Genomic DNA, 21,231 nt, shown 5'->3' on the forward strand with positions numbered 1-21,231 from the left:
GGGTTTGTCTAAAGATGGGTCTAATTGTAAATGGATAGGCGATGCATTGAGACAGAAGAGAAGGATTTGTATCCCTGTTCAACTCATATTTCAGAGCTGAAGGCTTTGTTGGAAATGCGTCTAATTTATTTGAAATTAGTATTATATGTATTTTGAATAGGGGTAAACTCGAATCCCAGGCTTGCAAATACCTGAATCGCATTATGTTCAGAATCATCTCCTGTTTTATTTCTCTGTTTGTTTGTGCGGCAGCCATAGGACAGGGACACGAATCCCTGATGAATTTTGATCACCTGACGATTGAAGATAGACTTTCACACAATTCTGTTTATTGCCTGATACAGGACCAAAACGGATACATTTGGGCAGGTACACAAGATGGCTTAAATAAATATGATGGCTATACTTTTGAAATCTATCGAACCAATCAGTCTGCCAAAGTAAATAAAGGGTTTGTTGGAAAAACGATCAGCTCTTTGCTGGAAGATCGGGCCGGTAATATTTGGGTAGGAACCCGTAAGCATGGAATCAATTTTCTCCCTTCTCATCATGATCAATTTGTCAACTTAAGTGCTGATCCAGCATTTGAGTCAATAGCGGGTTTTGCTATTTCTGCTCTTTATGAAGATCAGAAAGGGAATATCTGGATTGCTACTGTTGGTGCTGGTTTGTTGAGCTTCGACCCGCAAAGCCGTACCTCAACTTTATATAATGTCGAAAATAGTGGCCTTTCCAGCAATTTGGTATTTGATATTGTTGAGGATGCTAAAGGAAATATATGGGTAGCCGCAAGTGGACTTAGCTTAAATTTTTTAGAAAAAAGGGGGCAATTTTCCCAACTACCTCAGGAGACCTGGGATCAAGCCAATATGGCGGGTTATCGGAAGACATTATTGCTCGATGGAGACGAACTTTGGTTTGGGACCGAAGGAAGCGGTTTGTACAAAGTAAATATCGAAGATAAAAGCTATGTGCATTTTGCTCATGAGTCAGGACGCCACAAATTGAGTTCCAATGGAATCCGCGACCTGCAACTTTCGAAAGATGGTCTCCTATTGATAGCTACAGATGGTGGCGGTTTGAATGTCTATGATGAAAAGGCAGATACGCTATATTCCTATACCTCTCAACCTAGAGAAGTCAATTCTCTGAACAGCAATGCCTTGCAATGTATCATCGAAGATCGGGCAGGCAATATCTGGCTAGGGACTTTCAATGGAGGTATCAACCTGTATAAAGCTGATAAAACCTGGTTTGAATTCTTATTTCCTGAATTTCCTCAGCAAGAGGAGATTAAAAGACGTTCGGTCCTGGGCTTGACTCAGGGGACGGATGGACAAATCTGGGTCGGAACAGATGGAGGAGGATTGTTTTTACTCAATCCACAGGATAATCACTTTTCTCGTTTGAGGCTAAAAAACAATTCCGAATTAGAACAAAAGTTGCAGGAATTAGTGGTAAAAACCATTTTCGAAGATAGTCAGGGAAGGTTTTGGTTCGGAACCTTTAGAGAAGGCTTATTGCGCTACGATCCTAAAAGGCAAACGACCCATTGGTATAGGCACGAATATGGAAATCCTCATAGCCTTGGAGGCAACAACGTTTGGTCAATCGCAGAAGGAAAAGACGGACGACTTTGGATAGGAACCATAGGAGGAGGACTTAGCATTTATGATCCTGGAAGAGATGATTTTCGGGTTTTTATGCCGAATGAAGATCAAGAGGGAAGCATTGCCGACAATCATATTATGATGGTTTTTATTGATAAAGAGGAACAAATATGGGTAGGAACCGGAGATCATGGACTGGATCGATGGAATGAAGAAAGGGAAGAGTTTGAACACTTTGTCTTTAATCCTGAAGATTCACTTTCTATAAGCAACGATGAAATCAGAACCATTTTTCAAGATAGTAGGGGAGAATTATGGATAGGTACAGAAGGTGGCGGCTTGAATCGCTGGCTGGGAGATGGACAGTTTGAGCGCTTGAATAAACAAAGCGGACTGATCGGTGATAATGTAATGGACATTAGCGAAGACCTTGAAGCTAATCTCTGGATCTCAGCTTTTGAGGGCATTAGCGTGTTTAATCCTGAAAACAGAGCAATTCGAAATTTTGACTTCAGAGGAGGAGTAAATAGCAATCAGTTCAACCAGCTTGCTAGTATTTGTGCCTCTGATGGCCGTCTATACTTCGGTGGGATTCGAGGGATTAACACCATTTTGCCCGAACAGGTGAAAAGCCTTGAGACAGATCTGGAAATTATTTTTACTGATTTCAAGGTTTTTAACCAAAGTGTGGCTGTTGGAAGATTATCTGATGGAAGAATCATCCTGGAGAACCCCATTGAGCAAGTAGAAGAGATTCACCTCGACTATACGGATAACTCTTTCTCACTCTTTTTTGCCACCACGGATTTTGTACATCCGGCGGAGAATCAGTTTCAATATAAAATGGATGGATTTGACCCAAATTGGCAAAATACTTCTTTGGGGCAAAACAGTGTAACCTATACCAATCTGACTCCTGGTACCTATACCTTCTTTCTGCGTTATCATGACAAAGAACTCAGCAAGAAGATTCGAATTCAACCTCCTTTCTGGCAAACAATCTGGTTTAGGGCCTTGCTATTCTTTACAATCATTGCCTTGATTGCTGGAGTATTTATATTCATCATCCAAAGGCGAGAGGCCCTTTTGAAGCAACAAATGCTGGAAGCAAATAGTGAAATCCTTCAACTCCGTAATGAAAAACTCGCGAGTGATCTGGAAGGCAAGAACGCTAAACTGATGTTTTCGGCTGTGCAGATGGCTCACAAAAATGAAATTCTCTCAAAAGTTAAAAAGGAAATCAAGGCCCTGGATGTTACCACTCAGTCCCAAGTACGCCAAATGCTTAGGCGACTGGATCGGGAATTAAAAAGTGAAGATTATTGGAGTGAGTTCAATCTCTACTTCAATGAGGTTGATAAAGATTTTCTTCAAGCCTTGAAAGCCGCTCATCCTGAGCTTACTCAAAATGACCTCCGGGTTTGCTCACTTATACGGATTAACCTGACTACAAAAGAAATCGCCTCACTCCTGAATATTACGGTCCGAGGGGTAGAACAAAGCCGCTATCGCTTGAAAAAACGTTTGGGTTTGGAAAGCGAGGATAATCTGGCCGACTACATAACCCATTTTAAAGGAAAAGAGTAAGTCCTGAAGGTAATTCCCATTCTGAATACTTGAGATGTAGGGGATTGATTTGGAAATTCTTGGCAATCCTGTTCACAAATCCTGTTTTATACAGCTGGTTCTAAATCAGCTCACTTACTGGGGTTGTACTCGCTGAATGATAGTTGTAGTACAATTGTCGTAGTGTTTATATATAAGGAATTCCCTATGTTTGCTAGTCAAAACATAGATTTATAAACCGAGTCACCTGTTCTTTACGGTCAATCATGACCTCGTTCAAATTGCTGAAAAAGTTACAGTTGAAAGGTCGACATTTCTGTTTGCAAGTTTTCTTTGCTTAGCTGCATTTCAGGCAAAGGCTCAGCTTAGGATGCTGCAAAGCTCTGGGAATGACAAATCCCTGAACCCATATGAGAGAAATGCTTCTATAACTGAACTTTCGTTAGATAAGCTCAATAATCAAATAATTACTACTCAATGCATTATTTTATTTACCTGATTTTTAGTCTGGTGCTACTCATACCTACCCATTCTATTATTGCCCAGGACTATCTTCACGTTCAAGGTTTGGAGATTGTTGATGGAAACGATAATCCGGTACTGCTTCGGGGCATGGGCCTGGGAGGTTGGATGCTACAGGAAGGCTATATGATGCAAACCGCATCCTTTGCAAATGCACAATACCAGATCAGGGAAAAGATTGAAGAAGTAATAGGGGTTTCTGCCACAAATACTTTTTATGATGCCTGGCTGGAGAATTATGTCCAGAAGCGAGATGTAGATTCTATGAAGGCCTGGGGCTTTAATTCAATCAGACTCCCCATGCACTACAATCTGTACACCCTTCCCATAGAAGATGAGCCCGTGGCAGGCGAACAAACTTGGTTGACCAAAGGCTTTGAACTTACAGATAGTCTGCTGGCCTGGTGCTCAGCTAATCAGATGTACCTTATTTTGGATCTGCACGCAGCTCCTGGAGGACAAGGAATGGAAGCAGGAATTTCTGATTATGATCCTACTAAACCTTCTCTCTGGGAATCGGTGGAAAACCGAAATAAAACTGTCGCTTTGTGGAAAAAACTAGCAGAACGTTATGCCAATGAACCCTGGATGGGTGGTTATGACCTCATCAACGAAACCAATTGGCAGTTGCCCAATAATGCCATGCTACGAAATATCTATGTTGAGATTACCGATAGCATTCGTACTGTCGATACCAATCACATCATTTTCATAGAAGGAAACTGGTTTGCCAATGATTTCACTAACCTGGACAATCCCTGGGATTCTAATATGGTTTACAGTCCGCATAAATACTGGAATTTCAATGATGATGAGGGGGTTCAGTGGATGCGTGACATAGGAAATAGAAACAATCGCCCGGTTTGGATGGGAGAGTCTGGAGAAAATTCCAATACCTGGTTTACAGATGCTATTAAAAAGATGGAAGGAATCAATATTGGTTGGGCATGGTGGCCCTGGAAAAAGATTGATGCAATCGCCGGTACGATCTCTGTCCCTAAGAATCAAGGCTATCAGGACTTGCTGGATTATTGGAGTGGAAATGGACCGAAACCTTCAGCAGGTGCTGCTACAGCCGCTTTGATGCAGATGGCTGATTGGCTAAAAATCGAGAATGCGGATATCCGGAGAGATGTGGTTGATGCCATGTTCCGTCAAATCAATTCCAGTGATACGAAACCTTATGTAAATAATGTCGCACCGGGAGTAGTCTATGGGGTTGATTATGATCTGGGACCCAATGGAAGTGCGTATTTTGATCTGGATGTAGCAACTTATCATGTATCTACAGGCGCTTATACGGCATGGAATGCAGGTTGGAACTATAGAAATGATGGGGTAGACATCGAAATCTGTGAAGACAATATCAATACCAATGGATATAATATAGGCTTTATCGGTAGTGGGGAATGGCTTCAATATGAAGTGGATGTTCAAACAGGAGGAGTATATGATGTCATGCTCAGGGTAGCTTCTCTCAATGGAGGTGGGCCTTTGCATTTGATGATTGAGGATGCTGACTTAAGTAGTAGAAAGACCGTTCCGGGAACAGGAAGCTGGCAAGGATGGACGAGCATTACTTTCAATGATGTAGTGCTGGATCAGGGACCACAGAAAGTCCGGGTATTTGCAGACAGTGAAGGTTTTAACTTTAGCAGTTTAGAATTTCTCTATCAGGGAGCAAGTACGAGCGTTTCCACTCGCTACCTTACCGCCAAAACCCTTGACAAATCTGAAATAGTCCTCACCCTGAATAAAGAATTGCAAAGTTCTTCAGCTTCTTTGAATTCCTTATTTACCTTAACTGCAAATGGAAATCCCCTGTCGATTACCAACGTCAGCCAGGATCCCAATAATCCGCGCAACTTATTCTTTACGATCAATGAAGAATTGATCTTCTCTGATCTGGTGAAAATATCCTATTCCGGCTCAGCTTTGACAGCTACGGATGGGACAAATCTGCAGAATTTCAGCAATCAAGAGGTGCAAAATCAGATTCCCCAGATTCACGAACTTCCGGGAAAAATTCAAGCGGAGGCTTATTTCAATCAGGTAGGTATCCAGACAGAATCAACCACAGATACGGGTGGCGGTCTGAACATTGGATATACCGATGTAGGAGACTACATGGATTATAGTATTGACATCACAACAGCAGGAGAATACCTGGTTGATTATCGGGTGGCTGCTGAAAGTGAGAACGGAGGAGTTGAATTGCACTTGAGAGATGATTCCGGTTGGGATAGCGTACTCCATAGAGCAGATTTTCAAGCAACTGGAGGTTGGCAGACCTGGCAGACCTTTAGTCAGCCGGTTGATTTGCCCAAAGGGAAATATACCTTGCGGGTGGTAATAACCAGGTCTTTATTCAACATGAACTGGTTTGAGTTTACTTTGGTAAATGCGACTTCCATTGAGGATGAATTGGCCATTGACCTCAATTTGTATCCGAATCCTAATCAGGGAGTATTTACCCTTAAGGGTGAAATGGAGAGAGTAGGAGCCTTACGACTAGAGGTATTTGATATGATGGGCCAAAGCATCTACGAAAAAGAATTAGCTCTTTCTACTTTGGTAGATGAAAAGATCGATATACAAAATGCGCCCCGTGGGACCTATTTCCTTCGATTGATAGATGGAAGTGGAAAGAGTATCAGCAGAAAAATCTGGAAGGAGTAATTAGTCTTCAAAGACATCTTCTAGCTCAATAATACAATCAGAGAAAATCCCTACGGGGATTTTCTCGCTTTTGGAGAAAGGTTTAGCTCGGTTTGCCTGGTATTTTCCGTTTTTATCCAGGTAATAGGTGTGCACCGTGTGATCTTTAGGAGAAACAATCCAGTATTCTTTTACCCCAGCATGTTGATAAAGCTCAAATTTCTCATTGAGATCTTTGTCTGCAGTAGCTTTAGAGAGAATTTCGATGATCCAATCCGGTGAGCCTTTACAGCCTTTTTCATCTAATTTCTCCAAATCGCAAATCACACAAATATCAGGTTGAACTACCGTATCAATCTTGTTTTCACTTTGATGTTCGGGGGGAAGCGGTAATCTGACATCAAAAGGGGCAGCAAAGGCCTTACAAGATTTGCCTTTTAGATAATTGAAAATCTGATTGAATAAACTCCCGGAAATCCATTGATGTGAGGTGCCGGGAGCCGGAGACATCCGAAATACCTTTCCTTTAATCAGTTCCACCATTTCCTCAAACTGCCAATTGAGGTAATCGGCATAGGTGTATTTTTTCCCAAAATCGAGATCGTTGATATCTGTTATCACTTTCTTCACATATTAAAGATACAAAAATAGCATCAGAGCCTCCTTGATTAACTCAAAAAGGCTCTGCTATTATATTAGTCCCCAAAAAGAGGAGCTATGTCAACATGTGAATGGGAAATCTACAAAGCTTTGAGAATTTCCGTGAAATCGCGGGATTTCAAACTTGCACCTCCAACGAGTCCTCCATCAATATCTGCTTGAGCAAAGAGGTCATTGGCATTGGCAGGCTTTACACTTCCACCATAAAGGATCGTAGTTCCGTCTGCTACCTCTGCTCCATATTTATCCGTAATCAGCTTCCTGATAAAGGCATGGACTTCTTGCGCTTGCTCGGGGCTGGCAGTTTTACCCGTACCAATCGCCCAAACCGGCTCATAAGCCAGAATACATTTTGAGAAACTCGCCGCATCAAGGTGAAAAGAACCTTCACTTACTTGTTCCTCGATAACTCGAAGGGTATTTCCTCCCTCTCTTTCTTCCAGTTTTTCTCCAAAGCAGTAAATAGGTACTAATCCATTCTCTAGTGCTTTGTCAATTTTATCAGCCAGGAGGTCGTTGTTTTCTCCCTGGTACTCTCTTCTTTCAGAGTGGCCAATAATCACATGAGTAACTCCGATAGAAGTCAACATGGTCGCAGAAACTTCTCCCGTATAGGCACCTTTGTCTGCCTGGTGGAGGTTCTGCGCTGCAAGGTGCATATTCGGATGATCCTTGGTAATATGATGAACGAGGGATAGGTAAGGATGTGGAACGCCGAAGATCACTTCTGCATCTCCTTTATACTCATCTTTCGCCATATTTACGACCTCGCTGGCCAGGCTTTGAGCTTCCTGAGCGCTAAGGTTCATTTTCCAGTTGCCGGCAGCAATTTGTTTACGCATTGTATGTGATGTATTGGTTAATAATGGGCGTAGCAGTATCCTCGCAATCGAAGCGCCTAACTTAATACGAATTATTTATCTCTGAAAATATTGAGGGAATTTTTCAAACCTTTTCCATTTCCCACCTTCTGTAGGGAGCACTTAGTTCAAAAACCTTGTTAAGAATCTGCTTGTCCGTATCTCCAAAGTTTAATTTTCGGCGCGCCATTACCTTTTCCGCAACTTCGAAAGCCTTACGGGTTTGATAGGTACTAAAACCATGCGCACCTCCCCAGGAAAAAGAGGGGATAAAATTGCGAGGGAAACCAGAACCAAAAATATTGGCAAATACTCCTACAACAGTACCGGTATTGAACATGGTATTGATGGCTGTTTTGCTGTGGTCTCCCATGATGAGGCCACAAAATTGCAAACCGGTATCTGCGAATCTCTCCTCCTGGTAGTTCCAGATTCTGACATTCGCATAATTGTTCTTGAGATTTGAGCTATTGGTATCGGCTCCTATGTTGCACCAGAAACCCATCACCGAATTGCCCAGATATCCTTCATGGGCTTTGCTGGAATATCCCATGATGACCGAATTGCCTATTTCTCCGCCTGCCTTACTATATGGCCCAACCGTCGTATCTCCCCTTAATTTGGCTCCTACGCTGATTTGGGCATAATCACAGATAGCATGTGAACGTCTGATAATACAGCCTTCCTGAAGATTTGCCCCTTTTCCGATGTACATGGGACCATCTTCTGCATTGATGATGGCTGCTTTAACACTGACACCTTCTTCTACAAATAGATTATCAGCCCCATAGATGCGCGTATAGGGATCCCTGATCTTTTGAGAAGTTCTGCTTCGGGTGATCAATTCGAAGTCATAAGCGATCAATTTTTCATTGTTGAGAAACATATCAGGAGCCTGCCTGATCGCTAAAGAATCATTAGATGTATTGATTTCCTTGAGTCCCAGGGCATCCAGAAGTTCTTTGCCTAAGATGCCTGAAAACTCTCCGGGAAGCATACTCAGAGGGAATTGAGCGGCGATTACTTCTCCTTTTTCATTGCTTAGGAAGCTGGATGGGCCCAGATCCTCAATTTCCTTCAATAGCTCTTCGTCTGGAATAAATTTCCCATTGATCCATATGCAGGGCTCATTATGTGTGGGGAATTTATTGAAGGCCGCTCCCAGATAATCGTAGGCATAGGCATACATTTCCTCACCATAGATATGGCTCCATCTTTCTTTACATGTAAATATACCGGCTCTCAATTCAAATAATGGCCGGGTGAAGGTAAGAGGAAGGAGATTGAAATGACTATTGTCTTCGAAAAGAATCTTTTCCATATAAAAGCCTGAGATGCTATTAAATAGAGGTAGAATTCAATAGATAAAGGAAACTTTATCTTTTTTAATTAACTCCCACAAAAAAAGCAGTTCCAAAGAACTGCTCCAATTGTTTTTTTATGTAATTCAGACAAGGATAGTCTGACTATTTTCCTTTGTTTCCGTAGCGCTTGTAGAATCTGTCGACACGTCCGGCAGTATCCACAAGTTTCTGCTTACCTGTGAAGAAAGGGTGAGAATCACTAGAAATCTCTAGTTTCACCAACGGATAATCATTTCCATCTTCCCAAGTAATCGTGTCTTTAGTCTGGATCGTAGAACGCGTTTTGAATGCGTAATCAGTTGAAATGTCTTTGAAGATTACTTCTCTATATTCCGGATGAATTCCTTCTTTCATGATTTTAATATTTTGGAGTGCAAATATACAGCAAAATATCCTTTTCGCAAACAAGTCTTTAAGGAATTTATCAGGAAGTTAAATTGTCTTCCTCAAAATTAAACATAAAGCTAAAGTTAAGGTTAAGCAGGCTGTGGGTAATTTAGATTACCTTTGGACTTAATATAGATTTTGATATTTTTGTTCTCACCTGGAATTTATATGTTAAAGCGCATCCTGACATATCTTATTTTTGCTGCCGCACTCAGCATAGTTCCTCAAAAGATCCAGGCTCAAACGGTTCTTTTGAACTATTTCAATCTGAAAGTAGATGGAGCTCAAATCCTGCTGGAGTGGGAACTGCAATCTGAGATTGGGGTAAAAGAATTTCGGGTGTTTCGGAGATTTAATGATGAACCTAGTCTGGCCCATCTGGTGACCATGCCGGTAAAAGGCCTTATGAAGTACAATTACCTGGATGATGATATGTTCAAAACCCAGGGAAGAGTCGTTCATTATGAGTTGCATATAGTTACAGATAAGAAAACTTTCAAGTTTTTCGCCAGCCAATCTCACAATCCTACCTCCATACAGCGAACCTGGGGAAGCATAAAATCGATGTTTCGTTAGGGCAATTTTTTAGCATTTCTCGCATTTGGATTACATCGTAAGGAACTCCCCCTAAGTTCCTGAATTTTCTTTTTTCGGTCTTATAAATTCATGCCATGATCCTCTAAGGATCCATTAGGCTAAGTGCCTATAGCCAGATTTAGAGCTTTATGGCGAAACAACACAGACCGAATACGTCCACCAATCAGACTTCCCGTTTATCAAATCGAAGAATGGGAATTGCTGCTGCCCTGCTTGCCTCTTGCCTCCTCATTATAGGAACTTTTAGTTTGAAAGATCAATCTCCTGCATTAAACCAAAAGGAGAAAGAGCCCATAGCTGAAGGCGAAATAAAAAAGGAAGAAAAGAAAGCAGCGCCAACAGAAAGCAATCAGGAGGAGAAATCAACACGTGTAATTCCTTCCAGCCCCCCGAAAAGAGAGAATAAGGAAACTCCCCCCGCAGCCAAAAAGGTCTCAAAAGCCCGGAAAGCAGAAAGTCCTGCCCCTTCTTCCATTAGTTGGGCGAATATGAGTCTTGAAATTGAAGCCAATCAGCCTGTATTGAACTGGTCTACCTTTGCAGAAAGTAATACCGCCTATTTTGAAATTGAACGCTCAATTGACCGGGAGAAGTTTAAGCGAATTGGAAAATTGCCGGGAGGAGGGGCAGGAGATTTCCAGCATCAGGAGTACAATTTTGTAGATCCGGGTTTAGCCATGATTGGATTTCCCCGGATTTACTATCGGATCAAACAGATTGGATTGGATAAAAAGGTGTCCCAAAGTCAGATTTATGAACATAGTTTTGATTTGAATCTGGGATTATACATCAAAGTTGATACCATCGAAGGAGGGATTATTACCCTGGCCTATGTGGCTGATGAAGCCTGTGAAGCTTTGTTTCAGGTCCTGACCAAGGAGGGGAAAGTTCTCTATGAAGAAAAGATAGATGTAGGCTTTAAGGCAAGGCGAAGAAAACTGGATGCAAGTATATGGGGAGAAGGAGACTATTTGATGGTGCTTTCTAATGATAATACCCGCGTAAGCGAATGGTTGCAGATTAGAAATGATAAAGAAGAAGAGGTAGAAGAATAGACCGAATTCTTATAGCTAATAAATATTTAAGCTGGATTTAGTCCAAAAATTGGAAAGAATTCAGGTAGATGCGTTTTCTAGGGAATTTTGTGTAATTTTATGCGGGGAACGCATCATGAAGAACCTACTGAACTACGCAACTATTCTCCTATTTTTCCTGGGCTACCTATGGTCCGGCTTATTTGCGCAGACTAAATTAGAGGCGCTTGAACAGCAACTCGAACAAAATCTCTCCTCCGAAGAACGCATCAGCGTCTTAAATGAGTTGGCTGAAAACCTTAAGCGTAATTACCCCAAATCAGCTTTTCGATATAGTAAACAAGCCTATGAGCTTGCACAAATCAAAAAGGTCCCGGAAGGGATTGCATCTTCCCTTCTTATTATGGGAGATAGCAAATGGAACCAGGGGTATTATAAAGAAGCATATACCTTTTATGAGGAAGGAAAGACTGCTTATGAAGCACTTGGGGACAGCATGGGAATTGCTTCTGTCCGACATGGTTTTGCGATTGTTGACTGGAGGTTTGGAAACTTTCCCAAAGCTTTGGAACATGAATTCAAAGCCCTGATGATCCGTGAGAGAAATGGGGATAGCCTCTTGATGGCAGATTCTTATTATTGGTTAGGCATTTTCCATACAGACCTGATTCATTTTGAAGAAGCCATTGATTTCCTCAATCGCTCATTAAGAATAGCCAAGTCTTATGAGGATAAGCAAAGGACCGCTAATTCGCTCAACTTTATTGGGAGAGCCTGGCGCAAGCAGGAAGAATATGGAAGGGCGCTGGAAGCCCACAACGAATCTCTGGGCTATTACCGGGATCTGGGGGATAGTCTGGGGGTCTCTGATTATTTCAATAATGTAGGAAGCATTTACAGGCGTGAAGAAAACTACGAAGAGGCCTTGAAGTATTTTTTCCGGGCACTGGAAATACAGGAGAAACTCAATGATCAGGAAGGAATTGCGGATGGGTATAATGACATAGGCACAACCTATATGCAGAAAGGTGCTTTCAATGAGTCCATTACTTATTTGAACAAGGCCCTGGATATTTCCAGAAGGACGGGATTGAAGGATGATGTGAGATATGCCTATGCCAGTTTGTCGGCTGTATATGATTCGGTAGGAGACTATGAAAATGCTTATTTCTACCATCGAAAGTTGATGGAAGTTAAGGATTCCATTCTGGATCAAAAGAAAAACCAAACCATCGCCGAACTGGTAAAAGATCATGAAGAGGAAACCCGTGCACAGAAATTGAAATTGCTGGAACTGGATTCTTCCCGCAATCAATTATTGGGTTTTTTACTTCTCGCTGCCTTATTGCTTTCCCTGGTTTTTTTGATTTGGATGATTAGCCGTTCGCGCTTGCAATCAAAGTTGAATAAGGAGCTTTCGCGGAAAAATCGAATCATCGAAATAGAAAAACATCGCTCCGAAGAACTCCTGCTCAATATCCTTCCGAAAGAAACGGCGGATGAATTGATGATGCATGGAAAAGCCAAAGCAAGGAGCCATGAAGAAGTATCTGTACTTTTCTCCGATTTTGTAGGCTTTACCAAGCTTAGTGAACAATTAACTCCCCATGAGCTTGTGACAGAGCTTCACCACTGTTTTGAGGCCTTTGATAGGATTATAGAGAAATATGGCATAGAAAAGATAAAAACCATCGGAGATGCCTATATGTGTGTATCGGGCCTTCCAGCGGACAGTACCCAGCATGCAGTTAATATGGTCAAAGCAGGTCTGGAAATGCAGGAATTCCTGACGATTTATAAGAAGCAGCGAAAAGAGCAAGGCATTCCTTTCTTTGAAGCGCGCATAGGTATACATTCTGGTCCTGTGGTTGCCGGCATTGTTGGTATCCGAAAATTCTCCTACGATGTTTGGGGGGATACGGTAAATATGGCTTCTCGTATGGAAGACCATGGCGCAGTAGGTAAGGTCAATATTTCACAAGCCACCTATGAGATCGTTCAAAACGATTTTCTCTGCAAACATCGTGGACAACTTGATGTCAAGCACAAAGGGAAAATGGATATGTACTTTGTGGAGTGGGAGATTTAGGCAAGTATTGAGGTGAAATTGTTCGATAGATGACTAAATGCTCCTCGAAAGGAAGGCTTGAAAAAATTCCCCATCAATTACTCTACTCAAACTACAACACTACAACACCTCCTCCTAGTATTCCACAAGTGAATGAATCTGCTCCGCATAAGGCTTCAATTTCTCCTGCCCATTGAGAAACGTCAGATCGATAATAAAACTAAAGCCTAATACTTCTGCTCCTAACTTTTTGGCCAGTTCGGCAGTTGCTGCCGCTGTACCTCCTGTAGCCAGCAAGTCATCATGTATGACAATTTTATCGCCGGGTTGCAGGGCTTCCTTTACAGCTTCAAGCGTAGCTTCTCCATATTCAAGGGCATAGCTCATTTCAATTGTCTCTGGAGGCAGTTTCCCTTTTTTGCGGATCATTACAAAACCTGCATCCAGTTCCTCAGCCATTTGAGGTCCAAAGAGAAAGCCACGGCTGTCTATTCCCAGGATTTTATTCACACCCGAATCCCTCCAGCGGTTTGCCAATTCCATTTTACATTCCCGCATTAGCTCGGGAGAGAGGAAAATAGGGGAGATGTCTTTGAAAAGTACACCGGGTATCGGAAAGTCAGGTACCTCTCGGATGTGCGCATGGATTTTCTCTGCTAAACTCATGCAGTGAAGGTATGAAAATGTAGATGATATTGCGAGTGGATAGCGAGGAGAAGTAAGAACAAGAAATAAGAACTAAAGAAGTAAGAATTTTTGTTTGAGGCCAATACGCTAAGCCATCCTTTGCATTTCCCTAAATCTCAAAATAGATGCGAAGCTTTTTCAGTATTTCCGAACTCAATCCCGGAACCGCCAATACTTCTTCCCAGTTTTTGAAATGCCCTAAAGCCTTGCGTTCATTAATGATGGCTTCTGCTATTACTTTATCTATAAAGGGATAGAAAGCCAGATTCCTTGCAAAAACAATATTGAGGTCTTTCCTCGGATATTTGTCTACACCTTCCACTTTCAGATAAGGAGAAATACGTGCAAAGGTAGCGGGTGATAAGCCGTAAACCTGTTTGAGTTGATCTACGGAATAGAAGAATCCCAGCAATTTTCTGTATTTCAAAATCCGTAAGACCAATTTGCTTTCTAACTCAGGTAATAGGGAAAGACTGGAAGAGTCTGCTTTATTCAGGTCTATGATGGGGAGTTGGCTTGCTGCAGCAGGCGCTTTGATGGCAGGAGCTATTTTCTTGGGTTTCTCTGCTCCCCGACTTGGACCACTGAGGGACTGAGGCTTGACTTCATTTGCTTCTGCAAAGAACTTTTTCAACTCCTCTTCCTCTTTACTTTCTTCTTCCGCAAAAATAGAAGCCGGTACATCCAAAAATAGATAAGGCTTTATCTGACTAAAAGTCTCTGGTTCCAGATAATAAACACGCTTGAGTTGATCTATGTTGGAAAAGCCTCCCAGGGTATTTCTGTACTTTACTATCCGCTTGGACAAAGTTTTGCCAATACCTGGTAAAGTTTCAAATTCTTCAGCCGTAGCTGTATTGATATCCAGCTTTGGATAAGATTTCTTCTGTGTTCTCGTGATGGTCTTTCTGGGAGAAGGAGGCGCACTAAAGCGATTGTAGTAAAGGTTAGACTCTATGGCAGAAAAAAGCTCAGGGCTAATCCCATAGACTTTAGACACTTGCTCAACATTCCTAAATCCGCCTATAGAATTTCTGTATCGGATAATACGTTGGCTAAGCCCTGGACCTATCCCTTTAAGCTGGGTCCATTGCAAACTGTCCGCGAGATTTATATCAAGTCGGAGGGTTGAGTCTTGTACAGTAACAGGTTGGGCGAAGTTTTGGGCCATCACCGGCTGGTCATAGGGGCGTTGAGCAATGAAGTGTTTAAAGACAAATAGGGCGCTCATAGCCACCAGCAGTATCAGAACCAAAAGTAGAATGCCCTTTTTTTGAGAATGAGTAAAGGTGAATTCTGCTTTATCTAGCATATAGCTGGTTTAGCAATCCAAAGATCGACTGAAACAAGTTCTTCGAAAATAACCTTTTTTGGATTTTAACGCAAGATTCCGTCAATTAGTACAAAAATGCTGGATAATGTAGCCTCATTTCTTTCAGCCTGCATGGTGCTGTGGGAGACTAAAAGAAATGGTCGTTCCTTCCCCTAATTCAGAATTTAACTCACAACTTCCCTCCAATCTAGAGATCGAATTCTTCACAATGTATAGCCCTAAACCTGAGCCTTTAGATTGGGTATTGCCTCGATAAAACATCTCGAATACCTTCTTCTGCAAACGCTCTGGTATGCCTTGGCCATTATCTTCTACTTTGAACTGAACTTTTTCAGCCTGTTCCTGAACCGAAACTTTCACAAAGGGTTGCTGGTGATCCAGGTTGTGGTAGTTGATGCTGTTAACGATGAGGTTTTGGAGAATGGAACTCAGGAGTTTTCTATCTGATATAAAACCATTGCTGAGCTTGATTTCTGTCTGAAATTCTATATTTCGGGATTTCGGTAAATGCTTTAAACTTCCGATAATATCTTCCAGTAAGTTGTTGACATTGAGCGGTTCAAGCTTTACTGTAGCATTATTTACCCGTGTTGCCTCTATCAATTCAGAGAGGGTCAAATCCAGCCTTTCGGTACTTTTGGAGATCATGTCGAAATACCGCAGGGCTCCGGGATCATTTACCTCGTCTCGAGCTATATTGGTTACTCCTATGATACTGGTCAGCGGCCCTTTCAGGTCATGAGAAGCCCGATAAACAAAGGCATCCAGTTCGTCATTTTTCTCCTGCAGTTTGATTTCAGCAATTTTACGGGTAGTAATGTCGGTCAGGATGGCGATGGTGCCAATCGTATCTCCATTGCTATCTACATAGGGCGAACCCGCAACCAGCAACCAAAGGTCATCTCCATTTTTATGTTGGAGATACAGCTCATATTGATCCGATATTCCCTTTCTCCGTAATGCTGACTTTTCTTTGATAATCTTACTGCTATCCTCACCCCCCAAAGCTTCATAGGAACGCTTGCCGATAAGTTCTGTCTTATCTCTTCTCAGGATGCTACAGGCGGAACCATTGACAAACAGGATAGTTTCCTCATTGTCGGTCATGAGCAGGCCTTCATTCATTTTCTCGACCAGCGTTCGATACTTCTGTTCGCTTTGGTGAAGGGCATTTTGTTGATAAAGGCGCTCAGTGATATCCCGCGCAACTCCTACCAAATAGGCATGTGAATCGGATTTTATATAGCCCAGATTCACCTCAACCGGAAGATAGTTTCCTGAACGACCCGGATATTTATCAGTATAAATGGCAGAGCCTGTTCTCTTGACTTCTTCCATGACAGGAGAAGGAATATTATCGAAAAGCAGGTGTTTTCCTCCTTCCTGGGTTGACTTCTGAGCCAATTTAGAATCATTTTGCAGAATCTGATAGGTCTGGCTGTTTGCGTCAACCAATTCACCGCTTTCTGAATCCAAAAGGAAAATGGCATCGCCGGACTGATTGATGAGTCGGTTGAATAAACCCAGCCTTTGCTCAGATACTTTTCTTTGACTTACATCCGAAATGTGGAGGATCATCCGCTTCTCTCCATCCAGTTCAAATGAACTGGATCGAATTTCTACAGGTATTTCCAGCCCATCTCCACTGAGTATTGCACTTTCAGAGTAAGTCAATTGACCCATCGTCATAGCTGCATAAACTCCTTCGGTCATTTCTCTTTGCTTTGAAGGGATTAGCTGATGAAAGCCGGTACCGATCAAAGCTTTTCTTTCCTTTTTAAATAATTCGCAGGCAGCTGGATTGGCATCCAATACCTCTCCCTTAAGGTTGTGGACCAATATAGGTTCCGGAGAACTATTGAAAAGGTCTTTAAATTTTTGCTCACTGCGTTTCAGTTCAGTGATTCTGTCCTGTTCTGCACTGATGTCTCGATTCAGGAGAACGATTCGGGGGGATTCATCTTTTATGGGAGGAATAAGGGTAAAAGAGGAACGTACCCGGACGGCCTTATTATTTTTATGTTGCTGCTCAAGTTCTCCTTTCCAGGATCCTTGTTCAAATAATTCTTTGTGTGCTCTTTCTTGTGAAGAACCTAAGACCTTGGTAGGAAGCAAGTCGAAGAGTTTCTTTCCAATGCTCTCTTTATTATTCCAGCCATAAATTTTTTCAGCAGCAGGATTCCAGCTAAGAATGCGAAAGTCAGTATCGGTAGAAATAATAGCTTCAGAAACGGTATTGACGAGAAGAGCCTGGGACTGAACCTCTCGCAGAAATTTGGTCCTCTCTTCAATATCAATAAGGCTGATCAATAAACGGAATTCTCCCCCCAATATCACCAGCTTTCCAGCAATTTCAACCAGGACTTCATTTCCATCTTTGGCGATCAGGATACATTCCAATCTGTTCTGTACACCCTGGGTAGCCGCTTTGAGAAAACGCATGAAGTCTTCAGGATCAGGATCCTTACTCATCGACTCAAGCGGTAGGCCTGCTTTATCCTGCTTGGAATAGCCCAAAAGTTTGCTGGCAGCTTCATTGAGATCAATGAGTTCCAGATTTTCAGGATGAAGGATGAGAATCCCTTCTCCAACACTATCAAATATCTCTCGGTAATTTCTTTCTGATTGCTCGAGGTGTAAGGCGGTTTCTCTTTCTTCTGATATGTCGCGAATGATGGCCAGTATTTCACCTGAATTGGATAAGGGAGTAAAGCGAAGGTCAAAGTGCCGACTTTCATTTGCCATAGCAGACAAAAACTCCAATTGCAAGACCTTGCCTGATTCACGTGTCTTTTGAAGGAGTAAAGAGGCTTCATCCTGCTTACTGGCTGTCATAATCTGTGAAGCCATAACTTCAAAGGTTTCGCCAATATATTGTTCCAAACTGGGCAAATTAGCATTCCGCTTATCCATTCTTACGGATCTGATTTCGCCAGCTGCGTCTATGACTACCAAAGAATCCGGAAAAGCTTGCATCAGGGAATCATTGAGTGCAACACTTCTTTCCAGACTTCTTTCCTGCTGCTTATTGATGCTGATATCTCGCGCCTTTATGAAAAAAGCATCTCCCAGATTGCTGTGAACTTTCCCCATTTTTAGTTCCAACTCCATGGGTTTCCCAGGATTGTCTTTTATCGTATAAGTTGAAGGAAGGAGCTCATTGTAGGAAAGTTTATCATACATGCCCTGAGCTACTTTTTTATCTACTCCAAAGAAGGATAAAATCTCTTCTACATTTTTGTTGGAACCCCCACCTAATCCCATGAGCATTTGCTTTGCCTGCTGATTGGTATAAATCAATTCGTCTTTGGGAAGATCGATCAGGAAGATCGAATAAGAAGAATTGTCCAGCATATTGGCCAGCATTTCGCCCCCTTCCATCATATCTACATCTCTATGCTCTCTCAGCCAGACATAAATGCCGGCCAGAAGACTGATTGCACAAATGATAGATAAAAATAAGAGGGGAGAGATGGCGAGATTCGGGCGAAAGAAGGTACAAATAGAAAAGAAGATCAGGCTGGCCACTGCAAAAATGGTGTATTCGGTCATGGTTCTAAAAGAGACCGAAAACAGGATGTGGACAGCGACAAGCGCCAGGGAAAAGCCAATATGGAGATTGTTGGAATAGGCGAGGAATATCACAAAGAGGTACATCCCTACATAAATCCAGAATGCATATTCGTAGAGGTATTTACGAATATGAGGCAATACTCCTTCAAGTACGCCCAGCCAAATAGATGCTATCCCCAGAGAAAAATAAATTCCTTTGGGACAGACAAAAGTTGGAAACAAGACATTGAGCAAGAGTCCTATTCCGATAAAACTGGCACCTCCCAGGATTAATAACCATTTCAGCACACCTGGATCGCTGGAAATGAAAAACTGAGAGAATATGCCTTTCGAGGCTGAACTCATTCCTGCTTAGCTTGGCGAATTAAGATCCTCATTTCCCCGAAACTAACAAACCGGGGAAAATATTAAAAGAATTGGATTATTTTTTCAAGCAAAGCTTAAGCTTGAAAGAACATTAATTACAAGATTTGAGGAAGTATTCTACTTCTTAAACGCTTCTATAGTCCTTTGAATTATATTACAGCATTCATCCAATTGTTCTTCCGTCATAACGAGGGGAGGAGCAAAGCGAATGATGTTGCCATGCGTAGGCTTGGCAAGCAATCCATTGTCGCGCAATTTCAGGCAAATCTCCCAGGCTGTACTGCTATCCTCGGTATCATTGATCACAATCGCATTCAATAATCCTTTTCCGCGAACCAATACCAGAAGATCAGGATTGGCATCAACCACTTCTTGCATACGTGCACGGAAAATATTTCCCAGCTTCTCAGCTCTTTCGGAGAGATTTTCATCTACCAGTACCTGTAATGCTGCCATCGCAACAGCACAAGCTACCGGATTTCCTCCATAAGTAGACCCATGTTCACCGGGTTTAATGCTCAACATAATTTCATCATCACATAGGATCGCTGATACTGGCATTACTCCACCAGAAAGCGCTTTCCCAAGAATGAGGATATCCGGACGTACATTTTCATGATCACAGGCCAGCATTTTACCTGTCCTTGCCAGACCGGTTTGCACCTCGTCTGCAATGAAAAGTACCTGTTTCTCTTTACACATGGCCGCAGCTTTTGCCAAATATCCTTCATCGGGCACAACTACTCCTGCTTCTCCCTGAATCGGCTCAACCATGAAACCGGCGACATTGGGATCTTCCAATGCTTTAGCCAAAGCATCAAGGTCATTGTATTCGATCAATTCAAAGCCGGGCATATAGGGCCCAAAACCTGCATAACTGCTTGGATCTGTAGAACTAGAAACGGCAGCCAGGGTTCTTCCCCAGAAGTTTCCATTGGCAAATAGAATCTTTGCCTGATTTTCGGGAACTCCTTTTACAGAATAGGCCCATTTACGACAGAGCTTCAAGGCAGTTTCTCCACCTTCCACTCCTGTATTCATAGGAAGTACCTTATCATAGCCTAAGAGCTCTGTGATATACTTCTCATATGGTCCAAGGACATCATTATAAAAGGCACGGGAAGTCAGGGTGAGTTTCGCGGCCTGATCATACAGTGCCTGAAGAATTTTTGGATGACAATGTCCCTGATTCACTGCACTATAAGCAGACAAGAAATCATAATAGCGATTTCCTTCAGGATCGTATAGAAATACGCCTTCTCCTTTGGATAGTACAACTGGAAGGGGATGGTAATTGTGGGCCCCATGACGATCTTCCAACTGCATGGCCTGCTCAGAGCTGATTTGTGAATGGGTTTTGATCATATGCTTTTCTTCTATTTAGTTAGTTGAGAATACATTAGCACTTACAAAGATAAGAAATTTATGCCTGCTAATCAGGCTTTCTTCAAGGTTCGAAAGGTGTAGGCATATTCATGCTTATCATCTGCCTGTCTCGCATCTACTTCAACAATCTTCCACTCCCGCGGATTGGCAAGTTTGAAATAGGTGTCTCCTTCTATTTCAGCATGCACCAGGGTTTCGTAAATCAGGTTGACGTAGCCCTCATTGATGGCTTTTTCATAAACTCCGGCTCCTCCTGTAATGCATACTTCTGCTTCTTCTTTACAGGCTGCTAGCGCTTCCTCCAGGCTTTGGTAAACTTCTATTCCCTTTGCATGAAAGTCTTTATTGCGAGTCAGAACTATATTTCTTCTTTTGGGCAAAGCTTTTCCGATAGACTCGAAAGACTTCCTCCCCATGATTATGGGTTTGCCGATGGTTTTCGATTTGAAGAATTTCAGGTCATTGGGCAAACGCCAGGGGAGATCATTATCGACTCCAATAACCCCATTTTCAGAAACTGCGTATATGGCAGATATGATTTGATCCATAGAAAGATTTCC

General features: G+C 42.2%; 14 protein-coding genes. 5 read left to right on the plus strand and 9 right to left on the minus strand.

The features are described from left to right. Nucleotides 1-203 precede the first annotated feature (203 nt). A complete protein-coding gene (locus R8P61_03765) occupies nt 204-3,197 on the plus strand; it encodes a two-component regulator propeller domain-containing protein (protein MDW3646157.1) in 2,994 nt (997 codons plus the stop codon). Between the two features lie 456 nt (nt 3,198-3,653). Then, entirely contained in the window at nt 3,654-6,377 is a 2,724-nt protein-coding gene (locus R8P61_03770; GenBank protein ID MDW3646158.1) for a carbohydrate-binding protein, read from the plus strand. On the opposite strand, the gene R8P61_03775 is transcribed toward R8P61_03770, so the two are convergent. The 4 genes from R8P61_03775 to R8P61_03790 all read right to left on the minus strand — a co-directional run bounded on the left by R8P61_03775 (nt 6,378) and on the right by R8P61_03790 (nt 9,594). Then, complete coding sequence (locus R8P61_03775) at nt 6,378-6,986, minus strand: Uma2 family endonuclease (protein MDW3646159.1); 609 nt, start codon at nt 6,984-6,986, stop codon at nt 6,378-6,380. A 110-nt stretch (nt 6,987-7,096) separates the two neighbouring features. Continuing rightward, a complete protein-coding gene (gene tpiA, locus R8P61_03780; protein ID MDW3646160.1) occupies nt 7,097-7,858 on the minus strand; it encodes a triose-phosphate isomerase in 762 nt (253 codons plus the stop codon). 103 nt (nt 7,859-7,961) lie between these two features. Then, nucleotides 7,962-9,197: a putative sugar nucleotidyl transferase gene (locus R8P61_03785; protein ID MDW3646161.1), complete on the minus strand. Its 1,236-nt coding sequence runs from the start codon at nt 9,195-9,197 to the stop codon at nt 7,962-7,964. A gap of 145 nt (nt 9,198-9,342) precedes the next feature. Then, nucleotides 9,343-9,594 carry a type B 50S ribosomal protein L31 gene (locus tag R8P61_03790; GenBank protein ID MDW3646162.1) on the minus strand — a complete coding sequence of 84 codons (252 nt, stop codon included), beginning with the start codon at nt 9,592-9,594 and terminating at the stop codon, nt 9,343-9,345. Between the two features lie 201 nt (nt 9,595-9,795). On the opposite strand from R8P61_03790, the gene R8P61_03795 reads away from it, so the two are divergent. The 3 genes from R8P61_03795 (at nt 9,796) to R8P61_03805 (ending at nt 13,347) form a co-directional block, all read left to right on the plus strand. Next, nucleotides 9,796-10,203, plus strand: coding sequence for a hypothetical protein (locus R8P61_03795; protein ID MDW3646163.1), 408 nt, complete (start codon nt 9,796-9,798; stop codon nt 10,201-10,203). 149 nt (nt 10,204-10,352) lie between these two features. After that, a complete protein-coding gene (locus tag R8P61_03800) occupies nt 10,353-11,279 on the plus strand; it encodes a hypothetical protein (protein ID MDW3646164.1) in 927 nt (308 codons plus the stop codon). A gap of 115 nt (nt 11,280-11,394) precedes the next feature. Further along, nucleotides 11,395-13,347, plus strand: coding sequence for an adenylate/guanylate cyclase domain-containing protein (locus R8P61_03805; protein ID MDW3646165.1), 1,953 nt, complete (start codon nt 11,395-11,397; stop codon nt 13,345-13,347). Nucleotides 13,348-13,461: 114 nt separating this feature from the next. Here R8P61_03805 and R8P61_03810 read toward each other — a convergent pair whose 3' ends face one another. The 5 genes from R8P61_03810 to R8P61_03830 all read right to left on the minus strand — a co-directional run bounded on the left by R8P61_03810 (nt 13,462) and on the right by R8P61_03830 (nt 21,219). After that, a complete protein-coding gene (locus tag R8P61_03810; protein ID MDW3646166.1) occupies nt 13,462-13,992 on the minus strand; it encodes an adenine phosphoribosyltransferase in 531 nt (176 codons plus the stop codon). Between the two features lie 130 nt (nt 13,993-14,122). After that, nucleotides 14,123-15,325: a helix-hairpin-helix domain-containing protein gene (locus tag R8P61_03815; GenBank protein ID MDW3646167.1), complete on the minus strand. Its 1,203-nt coding sequence runs from the start codon at nt 15,323-15,325 to the stop codon at nt 14,123-14,125. 123 nt (nt 15,326-15,448) lie between these two features. Beyond that, a complete protein-coding gene (locus R8P61_03820; GenBank protein MDW3646168.1) occupies nt 15,449-19,264 on the minus strand; it encodes a PAS domain S-box protein in 3,816 nt (1,271 codons plus the stop codon). A gap of 138 nt (nt 19,265-19,402) precedes the next feature. Beyond that, nucleotides 19,403-20,650, minus strand: coding sequence for an ornithine--oxo-acid transaminase (rocD, locus tag R8P61_03825; protein ID MDW3646169.1), 1,248 nt, complete (start codon nt 20,648-20,650; stop codon nt 19,403-19,405). Nucleotides 20,651-20,721: 71 nt separating this feature from the next. Next, the gene (locus R8P61_03830) at nt 20,722-21,219 is read right to left on the minus strand and encodes a dihydrofolate reductase (protein ID MDW3646170.1); all 498 of its coding nucleotides are present in this window, start codon (nt 21,217-21,219) and stop codon (nt 20,722-20,724) included. Between the last annotated feature and the right edge of the window lie 12 nt (nt 21,220-21,231).

The sequence above is a fragment of the Bacteroidia bacterium genome, assembly GCA_033391075.1.
Lineage (GTDB): Bacteria > Bacteroidota > Bacteroidia > J057 > J057 > JAWPMV01.